Genomic DNA, 866 nt, shown 5'->3' with positions numbered 1-866 from the left:
TGAATGGGTTCATGTGCAGCTCCATCAGCAAAAGGGGATGATAAGTTTATCACCACCGACTATTTGCAACAGTGCCCCTTGTCGCCTTGCGTATAATATTTGCCCATGGTGAAAACGGGGGCGAAGAAGTTGTCCATATTGGCCACGTTTAAATCAAAACTGGTGAAACTCACCCAGGGATTGGCTGAGACGAAAAACATATTCTCAATAAACCCTTTAGGGAAATAGGCCAGGTTTTCACCGTAACACGCCACATCTTGCGAATATATGTGTAGAAACTGCCGGAAATCGTCGTGGTATTCACTCCAGAGCGATGAAAACGTTTCAGTTTGCTCATGGAAAACGGTGTAACAAGGGTGAATACTATCCCATATCACCAGCTCACCGTCTTTCATTGCCATACGGAATTCCGGATGAGCATTCATCAGGCGGGCAAGAATGTGAATAAAGGCCGGATAAAACTTGTGCTTATTTTTCTTTACGGTCTTTAAAAAGGCCGTAATATCCAGCTGAACGGTCTGGTTATAGGTACATTGAGCAACTGACTGAAATGCCTCAAAATGTTCTTTACGATGCCATTGGGATATATCAACGGTGGTATATCCAGTGATTTTTTTCTCCATTTTAGCTTCCTTAGCTCCTGAAAATCTCGATAACTCAAAAAATACGCCCGGTAGTGATCTTATTTCATTATGGTGAAAGTTGGAACCTCTTACGTGCCGATCAACGTCTCATTTTCGCCAAAAGTTGGCCCAGGGCTTCCCGGTATCAACAGGGACACCAGGATTTATTGGCACTGTTGCAAAGTTAGCGATGAGGCAGCCTTTTGTCTTATTCAAAGGCCTTACATTTCAAAAACTCTGCTT

General features: G+C 43.3%; 1 pseudogene. It reads right to left on the bottom strand.

Annotated features, from left to right (window positions below):
* Positions 1–77 precede the first annotated feature (77 nt).
* Positions 78–623, bottom strand: a pseudogene (locus V6E55_RS25525) (CatA-like O-acetyltransferase); the annotation flags it as partial.
* Positions 624–866 lie beyond the last annotated feature (243 nt).

Source organism: Enterobacter sp. 342 (assembly GCF_036663495.1).
Classification (GTDB): Bacteria; Pseudomonadota; Gammaproteobacteria; order Enterobacterales; family Enterobacteriaceae; genus Enterobacter.
The sequence above is the reverse complement of the archived record's forward strand: the minus strand, read 5'-3'. Positions and strand labels throughout refer to the sequence as shown.